The sequence below is a fragment of the Pseudonocardia sp. NPDC046786 genome, from assembly GCF_040645415.1.
Taxonomy (GTDB): Bacteria; Actinomycetota; Actinomycetes; order Mycobacteriales; family Pseudonocardiaceae; genus Pseudonocardia; species Pseudonocardia kongjuensis.
The window spans coordinates 23,241-37,887 of record NZ_JBEYYF010000035.1 but is presented as its reverse complement, the minus strand read 5'-3'; the positions used below and the strand labels follow the sequence as shown (position 1 = coordinate 37,887).

12 protein-coding genes are annotated in these 14,647 nt (G+C 76.2%); 10 read left to right on the top strand and 2 right to left on the bottom strand.

The genetic code is table 11. From position 1 onward, the window contains the following. The first annotated feature begins 91 nt into the window (after positions 1-91). Positions 92-1,303 (top strand): aminotransferase class V-fold PLP-dependent enzyme, encoded by a 1,212-nt coding sequence (locus ABZ881_RS28525; protein WP_358488777.1) that lies wholly within the window; start codon positions 92-94, stop codon positions 1,301-1,303. Here ABZ881_RS28525 and ABZ881_RS28520 read toward each other — a convergent pair. Continuing rightward, positions 1,198-1,971: an ATP-binding protein gene (locus ABZ881_RS28520; protein ID WP_358488775.1), complete on the bottom strand. Its 774-nt coding sequence runs from the start codon at positions 1,969-1,971 to the stop codon at positions 1,198-1,200. The two genes, ABZ881_RS28525 and ABZ881_RS28520, sit on opposite strands and share 106 nt — an antisense overlap. A gap of 148 nt (positions 1,972-2,119) precedes the next feature. On the opposite strand from ABZ881_RS28520, the gene ABZ881_RS28515 reads away from it, so the two are divergent. The 6 genes from ABZ881_RS28515 to ABZ881_RS28490 all read left to right on the top strand — a co-directional run bounded on the left by ABZ881_RS28515 (position 2,120) and on the right by ABZ881_RS28490 (position 7,499). Further along, on the top strand, positions 2,120-2,710 hold the full coding sequence (locus ABZ881_RS28515; RefSeq protein WP_358488774.1) for a sigma-70 family RNA polymerase sigma factor: 591 nt from the start codon (positions 2,120-2,122) through the stop codon (positions 2,708-2,710). A 139-nt stretch (positions 2,711-2,849) separates the two neighbouring features. Continuing rightward, positions 2,850-3,650: a DUF5134 domain-containing protein gene (locus ABZ881_RS28510; protein WP_358488772.1), complete on the top strand. Its 801-nt coding sequence runs from the start codon at positions 2,850-2,852 to the stop codon at positions 3,648-3,650. After that, positions 3,647-5,056, top strand: coding sequence for a PepSY domain-containing protein (locus ABZ881_RS28505; protein WP_358488771.1), 1,410 nt, complete (start codon positions 3,647-3,649; stop codon positions 5,054-5,056). Before ABZ881_RS28510 ends, ABZ881_RS28505 begins: the two co-directional genes overlap by 4 nt. 34 nt (positions 5,057-5,090) lie before the next feature. Next, a complete protein-coding gene (locus ABZ881_RS28500; RefSeq protein ID WP_358488769.1) occupies positions 5,091-5,984 on the top strand; it encodes an oxidoreductase in 894 nt (297 codons plus the stop codon). 79 nt (positions 5,985-6,063) lie between these two features. Next, complete coding sequence (locus ABZ881_RS28495; RefSeq protein ID WP_358488768.1) at positions 6,064-7,188, top strand: sialidase family protein; 1,125 nt, start codon at positions 6,064-6,066, stop codon at positions 7,186-7,188. Further along, complete coding sequence (locus ABZ881_RS28490; protein WP_358488767.1) at positions 7,185-7,499, top strand: MoaD/ThiS family protein; 315 nt, start codon at positions 7,185-7,187, stop codon at positions 7,497-7,499. Before ABZ881_RS28495 ends, ABZ881_RS28490 begins: the two co-directional genes overlap by 4 nt. A 51-nt stretch (positions 7,500-7,550) precedes the next feature. On the opposite strand, the gene mftD is transcribed toward ABZ881_RS28490, so the two are convergent. Beyond that, positions 7,551-8,768 (bottom strand): pre-mycofactocin synthase MftD, encoded by a 1,218-nt coding sequence (mftD, locus tag ABZ881_RS28485; RefSeq protein WP_358488765.1) that lies wholly within the window; start codon positions 8,766-8,768, stop codon positions 7,551-7,553. A 419-nt stretch (positions 8,769-9,187) separates the two neighbouring features. Here mftD and ABZ881_RS28480 point away from each other — a divergent pair, with 419 nt between their 5' ends. The 3 genes from ABZ881_RS28480 (at position 9,188) to ABZ881_RS28470 (ending at position 14,644) form a co-directional block, all read left to right on the top strand. Further along, positions 9,188-10,264, top strand: a complete 1,077-nt coding sequence (locus tag ABZ881_RS28480) for a LytTR family DNA-binding domain-containing protein (protein WP_358488764.1) — start codon at positions 9,188-9,190, stop codon at positions 10,262-10,264. 111 nt (positions 10,265-10,375) lie between these two features. Continuing rightward, positions 10,376-11,374, top strand: coding sequence for a hypothetical protein (locus ABZ881_RS28475; protein ID WP_358488763.1), 999 nt, complete (start codon positions 10,376-10,378; stop codon positions 11,372-11,374). A gap of 1,737 nt (positions 11,375-13,111) precedes the next feature. Beyond that, positions 13,112-14,644 carry an LCP family protein gene (locus tag ABZ881_RS28470; RefSeq protein WP_358488762.1) on the top strand — a complete coding sequence of 511 codons (1,533 nt, stop codon included), beginning with the start codon at positions 13,112-13,114 and terminating at the stop codon, positions 14,642-14,644. Positions 14,645-14,647 lie beyond the last annotated feature (3 nt).

Sequence of the window (14,647 nt, the reverse complement as noted above, 5' to 3'; positions counted from 1 at the left end):
CCCTGCGGCGGGCCTGCTGTGGCGGGCCTGCTGTCCGGGGTCGCCGGGCCGCGGTCGGGCCGTCGGGCGCCGGCCGGGTGAGACTGGCCGGGTGCCCGATCCGCTCGATCCCGCCCCGCACGACGCCGCCGATCCGCTCGCGTCGTTCCGGGAGCGGTTCACCCCCGCCCCGGGCGTCGTCGCCTACCTGGACGGCAACTCGCTCGGCCGCCCGCCCGCGGCCGCCGCCGACCGGCTGGCCGGGTTCGTCCGCGACGACTGGGGCACCCGGCTGGTCCGCGGCTGGGACGAGGGCTGGTGGACCCTGCCGGAACGGCTCGGCGACCGGATCGGCGGGCTGGCGCTCGGCGCGGCACCCGGGCAGACCGTCGTCGCCGACTCGACGACGGTGCTGCTGCACAAGCTGGCGACCGCCGCGGTCGCGCTGCGCCCGGGCCGCGACGAGATCGTCACCGACACCGGCAACTTCCCCACCGACCGGGACGTGCTCGACGGCATTGCCGACGCGCGCGGCCTGACCGTCCGCCGGATCCGGTCCGACCCGGCGGCCGGGGTCACCCCGGAGCAGGTCGCCGCCGCCGTGTCCGGGCGGACCGCGCTCGTCAGCTTCAGCCACGTCGGGTACCGGTCCGGCTGGATCGCCGACGCGCCCGCGATCACCCGGATCGCGCACGACGCGGGCGCGCTCGTGCTGTGGGACCTGTCGCACTCCGCCGGATCGGTCCCGGTCGAGCTGGACGCCTGGGGCGCCGACCTGGCGGCCGGCTGCACCTACAAGTACCTCAACGGCGGGCCGGGCTCCCCGGCGTTCGGCTACGTCCGCGCCGATCTGCTCGCCGACGTCGAGAACCCGGTGCGCGGCTGGGTCGGCCGGGCCGACCCGTTCGGCATGACCGACGGCTTCGCGCCCGCCGACGGGGTGCGCCGGATGCTGTCCGGGACACCGCCGGTGCTGGCGACGGTGCCGCTGCAGGTGTCGCTGGAGATGCTCGCCGAGGCCGGGATCGGCGCGGTCCGGGAGAAGTCGCGGCGGCTCACCCGCTACGCCCTGGAGCTGGCCGACGCCTGGCTGGTGCCGCACGGCGTCGCCGTCGCGTCGCCGCGCGACCCGGACCGCCGCGGCGGCCACGTGACGCTGACCCGGCCGGGGTTCGCCGGGCTGCTCGGGCCGCTGCACGCCGTCGGGGTGATCCCGGACTACCGCGGCCCGGACGGCCTGCGGATCGGCCCGGCGCCGCTGTCGACGTCGTTCGCGGAGCTGCACGCCGGGCTGTCGGTGCTGCGCTCGCTGGTCGCCGGCTGACCGGCCGGGACCAGCACGGCCTGCACGTGGCCGTCCCGCTCGACGGTGCCCGCGACGTCCACCGAGACGTCGTGGCCGAACCCGGGACCGCCGGTGACGAAGGTGTGGAACTCGCCGTTCTCGCCGCACGGATCGATCCCGGCGGGCAGGTCGCCGAGGAAGGCGGCGTCGAACGCCCGCCCGGCGAGCCCGGCGGGCAGCCGGGCCGGATCGACGGCGACGACGACCGCGCGCAGGCCGTCGCCGATCATCCGCCGGGCCAGCTCCGCGGTGTCGGTGCCCCACAGCGGGAACTCCCCGGCGACGCCGGTGCCCGCGAGGACCGCCTCGCGGAACGCGCGGACGTCGGCCAGCGCCAGGTCGCCGCAGACCAGCCGGGACACCCCGGCCGCGCGGGCGGTGGCGAGCGCGGCGCGGATCCGCGCGGTGTACTCGCCGTCCGGGCACGGCGATGGCAGTTCGACCGTGTGCAGGGGCAGTCCCAGCGCCGCCGCCTGGGCCTCGAGCAGCGGCAGCCCGACGCCGTGCACCGGGATCTCGGCCGCCGCCCCGGCCGGGCGCGCGGTCGTGCTGAGCAGCCCGGTCACCCGCAGCCCGGACGCGCGCGCCGTGGCGAGCGCGGTCGCCGCGTCCTTCCCACCGGACCAGCTCACCCAGACGTCGCTCACGGCCGCGACGGTAGTCGCAATCCGCTGCGCGGAACGGCGGACCGCCGCTGTCCGGACAGTGATGATTCGTCACGCACCGTGTTCCCGGCCTGCGGAACGGCAGGTGGGGGGACGTTGCGCCGGCCGCTGCGCGTACTACCGTGGCGGGGTGCCCGAACGCCACGACGATGCCACCGTGACGGCGTGGTCGCTGGCCGCCGGGGCCGGTGACCAGGCCGCGCTGACGGCGTTCGTCCGGGCCACCCAGGCCGACGTGTACCGGTTCCTGGTGCACCTGAACGGCCCCGCCGACGCGGAGGACCTCACCCAGGAGACCTACCTGCGGGCGCTGCGGACGCTGTCCACCTTCGAGGGCCGGTCCAGCGCGCGCACCTGGCTGCTGTCGGTCGCCCGCCGGGTCGCCGTCGACGCGGTCCGCACCGCGGTGCGCCGGCCGCGGACCCGCGATCTCGGTGACGACGCGCTGGAGACGATGGAGCGGATGGTGCCGCGCAGCGGGGCGCAGGAGGCGATCGTGCTGCGGGCGCTGATCGACGACCTGCCGGCGGACCGCCGCGAGGCGTTCGTGCTCACCCAGATCCTGGATCTCGGCTACGCCGAGGCCGCGCAGGTCTGTTGCTGCCCGGTCGGCACCATCCGGTCCCGGGTCGCCCGGGCCAGGGAGGACCTGGTGCGCGCGCTGGAGGCGGACACCGCCGCCCCCGGGCCGCGGCGGGCGCTCCGGTCCGCACCGCGCTGACGCAGCGCTGACACAGCGCCGGTGCACGGCCGCGCCGCGCCGACCGGGTGACGCCGGTCGCACCGGGAACCGGGCGGGTGACGGCGACGACCAACTGGTACGTGCCCCCGTCGGACCCACCGCTCCCCCAGGAGGTCCCGTGATCGCGTCCCTGCCCGTGGCGCTCACCCTGACCGCACTGTTCGTGCTGACCGGCGGCTACGCGCTGCTGCGCTGGTCGGGTGCCGTCGCCGAGGCCGCGCCTCCCGGGCGGCGCACCTCGGAGCTGGCGCACCTGCTGATGAGCGCGGCGATGGTCGTGATGACCTGGACCTGGTACGGAACCACCGGTCTGTGGTTCCAGATCCTGCTCTTCGGCGGGTTCGCGGTGTTCTTCGCGGCCGACGCGGTCCGCCGCAGGCGGCACCGGCTGCACGGCTGCACCGGCGGCTCGGCGCACGCACTGATGGCGGCCGCGATGGTGTGGATGCTCGCCGCGATGCCGCTGATCATGCCCGCCCCGGTGACCGCCCCGGCGGGCGGCGGCGGGCACACCGGCCACGTCGGGCACGACGCCGGCGCCGACCACGCGGCACACGCGGCCGGTCAGGCCGGCTGGGCGGTCGGCGTGACCGTGGCGCTGTGCGCGGCGCTGCTGGCCGTCGCCGGGTTCTGGGCCGTCCGGGCGCTCGCCGCCGACGGCCACGGGCACGCCGCCGACGAGGACTTCCCCGGCGTCCCGCTGGACCCGGCGGGCTGCGACGGCGACACCCATACCCGTACAGCCGCCGGTGCAGTAGCCACGCGCACCGCCACCGGTGCGGGAACCACGTCCACCGCCGTCGCCGAGCACCCCGCCCCGCGGCCGCCGGCGTTCGGTCCGCGCACGGACGCCGGTTGCCACGCCCTCATGAGCATCGGCATGGTCCTGATGCTCGCGGCGATGGTGGCGGGCTGGTGACCGCCGCACCCGAGGCCCGCCCCGAACCTCCCGCCCCGGCCCTCCCGGGCGGCCCGTTCCGCGGGCTCCGGCCGCTGGTCACCCGCATCCACTTCTACGCGGGCCTGATCGTCGGCCCGTTCCTGCTGGTCGCCGCGATCACCGGGCTGCTCTACACGCTGACCCCGCAGATCGAGCGCTGGGCACACGCCGAGGCGCTGTACGCCCCGGTCAGCGGGCCCGAGCTGCCGATCGCCGAGCAGGTCGCCGCCGCCGTCGCCACCCAGCCCGGGCTGCCGGTCACCGAGGTGCGGCCGTCCCCCGAGCCGGGCGTCACCACCCGGGTGTCCTTCGACGCCGATCTCGCCCCCAGCTACAACCGGACCGTCTTCGTCGATCCCTACACCGCCGACGTGCGGGCCACCCTGGACACCTACGCCGAGTGGCTCCCGGTCCGCGCGGTGATCGACAACCTGCACCGGTCGCTGCTGCTCGGCCCGCCCGGCCAGGTGTACTCCGAGCTGGCCGCGTCCTGGCTGGCGGTGCTGACCGTCTCCGGGCTGGTCGTGCAGCTGACCCGGCGGGTGCGCGCCCGCCGCGAACGGGTGCTGCCCCGGACCGGCGGCTCCCCGCGTTCCCGGCTCATGTCCTGGCACGGGGCGGTCGGCATCTGGGCGTCGGTCGGGTTCCTGTTCCTGGCCGCGACCGGCCTGACCTGGTCGCAGTTCGCCGGCTCGAACGTGTCCTCGCTGCGCACCGCCCTGGACTGGACCACCCCGACGGTCAGCGGCACCCCGCTCACCGGATCGGCGGGCGCCCCGGCCGTCGGGGACACCGTCGGCGCCGACACCGCACTCGTCCTGGACGCCGCCCGCGCGGACGGGCTGACCGGCCCGGTCGAGGTGCTGCCGGGCGACCCGGGCGAGGCGTGGTCGGTGATCGGGACGGTGCGCAGCTGGCCCACCCGGATGGACTCGGTCGCCGTCGACCCGGCGAGCGGCGCGATCGTCGACCGGCTCGCCTTCGACGACTGGCCGGTCGCGGCGAAGCTGGCCCGCTGGGGCGTCGACGCACACATGGGGCTGCTGTTCGGCGTCGCCAACCAGATCGCACTGACCGCGCTGGCGGCGGCACTGATCGTGCTGGTCGTGTGGGGGTACCGGATGTGGTGGCTGCGCAGGCCCACGCTGCCCGGCGGCCGCCGGTACGCGGGCCCGCCGGGATCGCGGGAACGCCCGGCACCGGCGTCGGTGGCGCTGGTCGCGGGGCTGGCACTGCTGATCGGGCTGGCCATGCCGGTGCTCGGCATCTCGCTGGTCGCCTTCCTGCTGCTGGACGCCGCGCTGGCCGCCCGCCGGGCGTCCACCGGGGTGGACCCGACGCCCGCGACCGTGTCGCAGCGGATGACGCGGCCACCGAACGGGTAGACCCGGGGCACGCCCACCCCGTAAGGAGCCGCCCGTGTTCTGGTCCACACCCGCTCCCTGGACGACCGGCGAGATCCCGCCCCAGCACGGGCGCACCATCGTCGTCACCGGCGCGAACAGCGGGCTCGGCCTGGAGACGGCGCGCGCGCTGGTCCGGGCGGGCGCCCGGGTGGTGCTCGCGGTGCGCGACACCGACCGGGGCGACGCCGTCGCCGGCGAGCTCGGCGGCGCCGCGAGCGTGCGGCGGCTGGACCTGGCCGACCTGACGTCGGTCCGTGAGTGCGCGGCCGGCATCGAGGGCCCGGTGGACGTGCTGGTGAACAACGCCGGGCTGATGGCGGTCCCGCAGGGCCGCACCGTCGACGGGTTCGAGATGCAGCTCGGCGTGAACTTCCTCGGCCACTTCGCGCTGACCGGCCTGCTCGCCGACCGGATCACCGACCGGGTCGTCACGCTGTCCAGCCAGATGCACCGGCTGGGCCGGATCGACCTCGACGACCTCAACGTCGAACGCCGCCGCTACGAGCGCTGGACCGCCTACTGCCAGTCGAAGCTGGCCTGCCTGATGTTCGCCTACGAGCTGGAGCACCGCTTCGTCGCGGCCGGTTCCCGGCTGCGGTCGACGGCCGCACATCCCGGCTTCGCGGCGACGAACCTGCAGGGACGCACCGAGTCGTTCCAGGACGCCCTGGTCGGCCTCGCCACCCGGATCGTCGCCCAGTCCGCGGCGGCCGGCGCGCTGCCCGCCCTGTTCGCGGCGACCGTCCCGGACCTGCCCGGCGGCGCCTACATCGGGCCGGACGGCATCGGCGAGGGGCGCGGCAACCCGCGTCCGGTCGGCTCGTCGGCCGCGTCGCACGACCGCCGGGTGCAGCGCGCGCTGTGGGAGCGGGCCGAGGAGCTGACGAAGGTCGGCTTCCCGGTGTGACGCCGGGCCGTTGCGTCCGGCACCGATGAGTTCACCCGCCCCGGCCGGTCGGTACCCGTACACGGCGTGAGGAGGCCGCATGAGCGGGGTACGGGTACTGGTCGGCACGCGCAAGGGCGTGTTCGTGCTGACGGCGGACGGGACACGACGGGACTGGACGGTCACCGGCCCGCTGTTCGGCGGCTGGGAGGCCTACCACGTCACCGGTTCGCCGTCGGACCCCGACCGGCTGTGGGCGGCGCTGTCGATGGGCTGGTTCGGCCAGCAGTTGCAGCGCTCCGACGACGGCGGCCGCAGCTGGGCGCCGGGCGGCAACGACTTCAGCTACGCCGGCGTCCCCGGCACCCACCAGAGTTTCGACGGCACGCCGCACCCCTGGGAGTTCACCCGGGTCTGGAAGCTGGCGCCGTCGCCGTCCGACCCGGACACCCTGCTGGCCGGTGTGCAGGACGCGGCGCTGTTCCGCTCCGTCGACGGCGGCGACAGCTGGACCGAGGTCCGCGGGCTGCGCGAGCACGGCTCCGGGCCGCACTGGCAGCCCGGTGCGGGCGGGATGTGCCTGCACACGATCTGCCCGGACCCGCGCGACGACGCCGCGCTGCTGGTCGCGATCTCGGCCGCCGGCGTCTTCCGCACCGACGACGGCGGCGCCAGCTGGCGGGCCGCCAACCGCGGCCTGGTCAGCGACGGCATCCCCGACCCGGACGCCGAGGTCGGGCACTGCGTGCACAAGCTCGCCCGGCACCCGGACCGGCCGGACACCGTCTACATGCAGAAGCACTGGGACGTCATGCGGTCCGACGACGGCGGCGACTCCTGGTACGACATCGGCGACGGCCTGCCCAGCGACTTCGGCTTCGTCGTCGACGTGCACGCGCACGAGCCGGACACCGTCTACGTCGTCCCGATCACCAGCGACGCCGAGCACTACCCGCCGGACGGGCGCCTGCGCGTCTACCGCAGCCGCACCGGCGGCGGCCGGTGGGAGCCGCTGACCAGCGGCCTGCCGCAGGAACACTGCTACGTCGACGTGCTGCGCGACGCGATGGCCGTCGACCGGCTCGACGAGTGCGGGATCTACGTCGGCACCACCGGCGGCCAGGTGTACGCCTCGCCGGACGCCGGGGACACCTGGACACCGATCGTGCGGGACCTGCCCGCCGTGCTGTCGGTGGAGGTACAGACGCTGGGGGCCGCGTCGTGACCGCGACCTGCGCGGTCCGCGTGCTGCTGCCCGCCCAGCTGCGCCGGCTGGCCCGGGTCGACGGAGAGCTCACCGTCCCGGTCGCCGGGCCGCCGGTCTCGCTCGGGGCGGTGCTCGACGCCGTCGAACGGCGGCATCCGGAGCTGGGCGGGACGATCCGCGATCGCGGGTCCGGGCGGCGCAGGCCCTACCTGCGCTACTTCGCCTGCGAGGAGGACCTCTCGCACTCCCCGGCCGGGGCCGCGCTGCCGCCCGCCGTCGCCCGGGGTGACGAGCCGTTGCTGGTCGTCGGGGCGATGGCGGGCGGCTGAGCCGGGCCCGGCTCAGTACTGCACAGCTCAGTACCGCACAGCTCAGTACTGTCAGTGCTTCGCGGAGCGGGTGAAGCCCTCCGGGATGATCAGGTCGTCGCGGGTCAGCTCGTGGATCGACTTCTTCCCGAGCCCCAGCAGCGCCTCGTCGATGCCCTTGTAGAGGATCGACAGCACGTTCGTGACCCCGCGCTCGCCCTGCGCGGCCATCCCCCACAGGTAAGCGCGGCCGATCAGGCAGGCCCGGGCGCCGAGGGCGAGCGCCTTGACCACGTCGGAGCCGCGGCGGACGCCGCCGTCCATCAGCACCTCGATCTCGTCCCCGACGGCGTCGACGACCGCGGGCAGCGCCCGGATCGCGGCCGGGGTGCCGTCCAGGTTGTTCCCGCCGTGGTTGGACACCGAGATCGCGGTGGCCCCGGCGTCGACGGCCCGGCGGGCGTCGTCCGGGTGCATGATGCCCTTGATCATGAACGGCCCGCCCCACTGCTCGCGCAGCCAGGCGATGTCGTCCCAGGTCGGCAGCGGGGTGGTCCACCAGACGCCGTACGCGCCGAAGAAGGTGGGCGCGTCGCCGCCGCCGGGGGGCGCCATGTTCGGCGCCTTGAGGTCCGGGATCCGGCCGCTCTTCGCCCAGTCCAGCAGGTAGCGCGGCTTGGTGATCATCTCCGGCGCGAACTGCAGCGCGGCCTTCAGGTCGACCTTCTCCGGGATGGGCGGGCTGCCCCAGTCCCGGCGGGTGGCGAAGGTCCAGTCCAGGGTCACGATCAGCGCCTTCGCGCCGGCCGCTCTGGCCCGCTCGGCCCGGGCCAGGATGTCCTCCTTGGAACCGGCCCAGTAGACCTGGAAGAACACCTTGTCGTTGACCGCGCAGACGTCCTCCACCGAGCGCGACGCGAACGACGACAGGCCCATCGCGGTCGACACCGTCTGCTCGGGGTTCAACGGGTTCTGGATGTTGGAGCTGGCGGCGGCGCGGGCGACCGCGACCTCGCCCTCCGGGTCGACCGCCTGCACGCCGGTCGGCGAGATGACCACCGGCAGGTCGATCTCCTGCCCCAGCACGGTGGTCCGCTGGTCGCGCTGCGGCGGCAGGCCCGCGATGTGCGGACGGAAGCCCAGCTCGTCGAACGCGGCGACGTTGTCGGACAGCGTGATGCCCTGTTCCGCCCCGGCCACCAGCGCGTAGTAGACGGATCTCGGGAGCCGGCGGCGCGCCCGGCGCTGCGCCTCCGCGACCGTCTCGAACCAGTCCTTGGTGCTCGCCATCGCTGCCCCTTCGCAGTGTCCCGGTGCCGCCGCGCGGTACGCGTGCCCAGCACGGTCCGCATGCGGCGCGTCACCGACGGTCGTGCCGGTACGCACGGTCACGGATGTCGGACCGCACCGCACCGTATCGTTTCGGCACCGAGTGCCACAATATGGCGGGCCGTCACCCCGTCCGATCGGCGAGGCCCGGACCATCCGCCCGACCAGCGACGACACCGCCGGGCCGGGCCGGTGACCACGGGGTACCCCGGCCTGCCGCGGTCCCGGGTCACGCCACGCGAACCGCACCCCCCGGACGGCCTACACCGGATCGTGGCGGCACGCGCGGAGGACCGGCTGTCGGTAACTCTCCGCAGCCTCGATACGGTGTGCCCGCAGTCACCGGTCAGCGGGCGGCAGGCCCGCGGCAAGGAGGAGCCGTGTACAGCCACGCGCGGGGTGGGCACGCTTCCGGTGCGACGCCGGTCGTCTCCGGCTCGGCCGGGTACGGCATGCCGTCCGGCTACGGGGCGCCGCCCGGATACGGGGCGAGCAACCACCGGCCGATCGGCCTGCCCGGGCAGGCGCGGGCTCCCGAGCCGCCGCCGCAGCAGCCGTCGCCGGGTGGCGCGCTGCTGACCGTGCTGGCGGTGGACGACGAGGAGCCGGCCCTGCTGGAGCTCGCCCACCTGCTCGGCGAGGACCCGCGGGTGGACACGGTGCTCACCGCGCCGGACGCGACCGAGGCACTGCGGATCCTGCACGGCTCCCAGGCCGACGCCTCCAAGCCCGGCGTCGACGTGGTGTTCCTCGACATCCGGATGCCCGGCCTGGACGGCCTGGAGCTCGCCAGGGTGCTCAACGCGATGGCCGATCCGCCGCCGGTCGTCTTCGTCACCGCACACGACGACCGCGCCGTCGACGCCTACGAGGTCGGCGCCGTCGACTACCTGCTCAAGCCGCTGCGCAGCGAGCGCCTCGCCGGGTCGCTGGACCGGACCGTCGCACTGCACGCCGTCCGCCGCGCCGAGGCCGCGCAGCCCGGCCCGACCGGGAACCTCGCCCAGCCGGGTGCCCAGCAGGTGCCCGCCGGGCGCCGGGGTGCCCCGGCCGCCACCTCCGACGACGAGGTGGTCCCGGTCGAGCTGGCCGGCACCACCAAGCTCGTGCCGCGGTCGTCGATCCGGTTCGTGGAGGCGCAGGGCGACTACGCCCGATTGCACACCAACGAGGGCAGCCACCTCGTCCGGATCCCGGTCTCGGTGCTGGAGGACCGGTGGGGCGAGGCCGGCTTCGTCCGGATCCACCGCGCGTACCTGGTGGCGCTGGCGCTGATCACCGAGCTGCGGATGTCCGGCTCCGGCTACGTCGTGCGGCTCGGCAACGGCCCGGGTGCGGTCGAGCTGCCGGTCAGCCGGCGGCACACCGCCGGGCTGAAGCGGATCCTGCGCGGTCGCCCGCCGCGGCCGCAGCGCGGGCCCGACGACGGCCCGGACGGCCCGATCCTCCCCCGCTGACACCCGGCTGGCGCCCGGCTGACAGCCCACTGACACCCCGCCGGCGCCCGGCGACACGCCGCACACACTCCGCGCTGCCCCGACGGCCCCGCTCACCTAGCCTGGCGACCGGTGTCCACCTCGCGGGTAACTCAGCCGACCACCGTCCGTCACCGACCGGGGCGGTCGATCCGCCCGCTCACCCTGATCGGCACGTTGCTCGCGCTCTGCGCGCTGCTCGCCGGCTGCACGAACGATCCCGCGGCGGACGCGGAACCCGCGCCGCCGCCCACCCCCGAGGCCGCGCCGACCAGCGTCGACCCGCCGGTGCCCGAGCTGCCCGGCGGCGGCACCGAGCTGTTCCCGCAGCGCCGGATGGTGGCGCTCTACGGCCATCCTGGGACGCCCGCGATGGGGGTGCTCGGCGAGCAGGACATCGCCGCCTCGATCGCGCGGGCCCAGGACCTGGCGGCCGACTTCCAGCCGCTCGTCGACGAGCCGGTGGTGCCCGCCTTCGAGATCATCGCGACGGTCGCCGACACCGCACCCGGGCCGGACGGCGACTACTCGGCCGAGATGGGCGTCGAAGAGCTGCGGCCCTGGGTGGAGCAGGCCGGACAGGCCGGCGTCTACGTGGTGCTGGACCTGCAGCCGGGCCGGGCCGACTTCCGCACCCAGGCGCAGCGCTACACCGAGCTGCTCGCGCAGCCGCACGTCGGGCTCGCGCTCGATCCGGAGTGGCGGCTGGCGGACGGGCAGCGGCACGGCGCCCAGGTCGGTTCGGTGAGCGCGGCGGAGGTCAACGCGACCTCGGAGTGGCTGGCCGGGCTGGTCCGGGAGCGGAACCTGCCGCAGAAGGTCTTCCTGCTGCACCAGTTCCAGGTGCCGATGATCTCCGACCGGGCCGACGTGGTGACCTCGCACCCGGAGCTCGCCACCGTGCTGCACGCGGACGGCTTCGGCACCCCGCAGGAGAAGATCGAGACCTGGAACACGCTGCACTCCGCGCCCGGGCCGGAGGGGCTCTGGTGGGGCTGGAAGAACTTCCTCGACGAGGACTCGCCCACCTTCACCCCTCGCCAGACCTACGATGTCCGGCCCGAGTCCCCGGTGTTCGTCTCGTACCAGTGACGGGTATGTCCGGAGCCTCCCGTGACCTCCCCCGGAACACCCACGGGGGTGGGTGGCCGGGCACCGAGATCGTGATCACGGCAAGTACTCTCGGGTGACCCGAGCGCCGGAGCCGCCGCCGGTGCAGACACCCGTGCCCGGGTCCCGACGCCCGGCACGGCGGGCCCGACCGTGCCGATCAGTGAAGGGGGTGCCCGGGTGGCGGAACCACCGCGCGAGGGCCCCCATGGCCACGACCCGGCCCGGTCCGGCCCGCCGCGGGACGGCAGGCGTTCCGGGCGGCGCGACGACCGCCCGCACCTGCGGCCCGGCGGCCGCCGCGAGCATCCGGCACCGGGCGGCGGCGACCCTCGTGATCCCGGCAGGCAGCAGGCCGACCCTCAGCCCGGCCCCGCCGGCGGGCGGCACTCCGGTCCGCAGTCGGCCGGCCGGCCCGGGGCGGTGAACCCGCCGGGCGGTCGCGGTCCTGGGCAGCAGCGTCCGGGGGGCGGGGCGGCCGTGCCCGGTGGCTCCGGTCCGGATGGTCCCGGTCCCGGGGGTTCCGGCGGCCCGGGCGGACCCGGCGGCGCCGGTACCGGTGGGCCCGGTCCCTCCGGCGGCGGCCCCGGTGGCTCCGGTCCCGGCCCGAACGGCCGTGGCGCCGAGCGGCCGCCGACCGGATCCCACGGCCGGCCCCCCACGGGCACCGGACCCGAGCAGCGTCCGGGCGGCCCGCCGCCGGGCGGGCACGGACGGCCCGGCCGGGCCCCGGGCCCGCCGGGACCCGACGACCGGGGCGAGACCCCCGGCGAACCGGACGGCCCGTGGTTGCGCCGCCGCGAGCGCGAGGCCGCCGCCGCGGCCGAACGGTCCGCCGCCTGGCGAGCACGCGCCTCACGACCCGATCCGGCGGCCGGCCGGAGCGGGCACAGCGACAGCAGGCCGACCGACATCCGATCGATCCGGGCGACCCGGCGCGGGATCGGCGAGACCGTCAGCGCGACGGCCGTACCGGGCCGCCCGGACACCGCCGCCGAGCGCCGCCGGTACCGCGCCGCCGAACCGGACGCGCCCCCCGCGGAGCGCGATCGCGCCGCCCGGCTCAGCGGGGAACTGCCGGTCGTGCCGCGCCGCGGTCCGGGTTCCCGGCCCGAGCCCACCGGTGACGGCGGACCGGCCGCGCCCGGACGGCCCGGGCCGCCCCCCGGACCGCAGGCCCCGCCCCAGGACCGCGCGGCCCCGCCCACCGGTGGCCCGGCAGCAGGTGGCTCGCCCCCCGGTGCACCTCCGGCGCGCCCGGACGGCGCTCCGGGCCGGGGCCGCCCCGACGGTGCGCCGGCCCGGCCCGGTGCGCCGGGGCCGCGCCGTCCCGGCTCACCGCCCGCCGCGGACCCGGGATCTGACCGGGCCGGCCCCGGCCGGCCCGGCACCCGGCCACCGGCCCGGCCGCCGCGTGCGCCGGGTCCGCCCGCCGACGCCCCGGCCGACGGTGCTCCCGGAACCGGAACCGGAACCGGAACCGACGGTGCCGCCCGTGCCGGTGCAGCCGGTGCCGGCGCCGCAGCAGCCGGTGCCGCAGGCGCCTGGGGCCACCGCGGCCCGGCCCGCCTGGGCAGCGCCCCGCGCGGCGGCGCCCAGCCGTCCGGCCGCGGCCCCGGCGCCCGGCCCGGCGGCGCTCCGCGTCCCAGCGACCGCCCTGCCGACCGGGCCGCCGACCGCCCTGCGGACCGGGCGGGCGCCCCGGCGCGCCGGCGTCCGATGGACACCGCGCGGGCGACCCTGGGCGCCGCGCTCGGCCTCACCGCCGCCTCCGCGGTCGTCCCCGGGTCCGGCCATCTCGCGCTGCGCCGCCGCCGCACCGGCGGGCTGATCCTCGGGACGGTCCTGGCGGTCGTCGTGTCGCTCGCCCTGCTGGTGCTACTCGCCCGGCGCTCCACGCTCCTGCAGAACCTGCTGTCCACCACCACTCTCACCGTGATCGCCGGGCTGCTGGTGCTCGGCGGGATCGGCTGGATCGCGCAGGTCGCCCGCACCTACGCGCTCGCCCGGCCGCGCGGCATGCCGCTCGGCCAGAAGGTCCTCGGCACCGCGACCGCGGCGCTGATGTGCCTGACCGTGGCCGTCCCGTTCGGATACGGCGTCGAGCTCCTCAACTCCCAGCGCGGGCTGCTGAACTCGCTGTTCCAGGGCGGCGGGACGTCCGCCGCGGAGGCACTCGGGAAGCCCCGGCTGAACGTGCTGCTGCTCGGCAGCGACGCGGGCGACGACCGAGCGGGCACCCGCACCGACACGATGATGCTCGCCAGCATCGACACCCGCTCCGGGCGGACGACGCTGTTCAGCCTCCCCCGCAACATCCAGCGCGCCGAGTTCCCGCCCGGCACCCCGGCCGCGGAGGAGTTCCCGAACGGGTTCAACGACCCGTCCGGCTCGGCCGGGGACTACCTGCTCAACGGCGTCTACGCCTACGGCGAGCAGAACCCGCAGATCGCGCCGCCGGGCCCGACCCGCTTCCCCGGCATCAACCTGCTGCAGTCGACCATCTCGTACATGACCGGCCTGCCGATCGACTACTACCTCGAGGTCAACATGGCGGGCTTCTCCGCCATGATCGACGCGGTCGGCGGGGTCACCGTGAACGTCGGCCCGGATCCGGTCCCGGTCGGCGGGGTCACCGCGTTCGGCCGCTACACCACCCCGGACCGCTACATCCAGCCCGGCGTGCAGACCCTCAACGGCGAGGACGCGCTGTGGTTCGCGCGCTCCCGCCGGGACGGCACCGACTACCAGCGGATGGGCCGGCAGCGCTGCCTGATCCAGGCGGTGATCACCGAGACCAGCGCGACCGAGCTGATCGGCCGGTTCCAGAGCATCGCGGCCGTCACCCGGGACAACGTCGCCACCGACATGCCGCAGCAGGTGCTGCCGGCGCTGGCCGTGCTCGCCGACGAGGGCTTCCGACTGGAGAGCGTCGCGTTCGACCCGTCACTGCCGGACCCGAACTCGTCCACCGGCTTCTTCGTCACCGCGGACCCGGACATCGAGTACATGCGCGAGGTCGTCCGGGACGCGATCGCGGACCCGCCGCCCGCTCCGGACCCGGCCCTCGCCGCCCCGACGACGGAACCGGGCCCGACGACCGAGGCCCCCGCCACGTCGTCGACGCAGACCGCCGGGCCCGACGAGGACGAGGAGCCGGCCTCGGCCGCCCCCCAGTCGGTCGAGGACGCGTGCGCCGCGGTCGGCGCCGCCGACGTACCGGCCGGTGAGGAGGAGGAGATCCCCGGCTGAGCA